The sequence below is a fragment of the Bartonella sp. AA83SXKL genome, from assembly GCF_042196965.1.
Classification (GTDB): Bacteria; Pseudomonadota; Alphaproteobacteria; order Rhizobiales; family Rhizobiaceae; genus Bartonella.
The window spans coordinates 1-331 of record NZ_JBHIRG010000173.1; the positions used below are offsets into that span (position 1 = coordinate 1).

General features: G+C 39.6%; 1 protein-coding gene. It reads right to left on the bottom strand.

Annotation, left to right across the window (positions count from 1 at the left end):
• Positions 1-53 precede the first annotated feature (53 nt).
• On the bottom strand, positions 54-331 hold a 278-nt coding region (locus ACFINO_RS10405; RefSeq protein WP_375655757.1), incomplete at its 5' end, for a magnesium transporter.

A 331-nucleotide genomic window follows, 5' to 3' on the forward strand; every position in this document is an offset into this window, starting at 1 on the left:
GCTATTTTTGTTGTTAAAACAGGAGAGATTTTAAGTTGCAGAAAATGCGTTTTTTAAAGTAGAGTTCCAGATAAAATGACGGAGGCAACAGAAAAATAGATTACAATCCCCATAACATCTACTAAAGTTGCAACAAGGGGAGCTGAAGCACTTGCGGGATCAAATCTCAAGCGTTTAAGAATAAAAGGAAGCATGGATCCAGATAAGGAACCGAATGTAACGATCCCAACCAAAGCAGCTCCTACCGTTACACAAACAGCCATCCAATGTTTTCCATAGTCATAGATACCGAGCTGTTGCCAGAAAACAATGCGCATAACTCCAATGATTC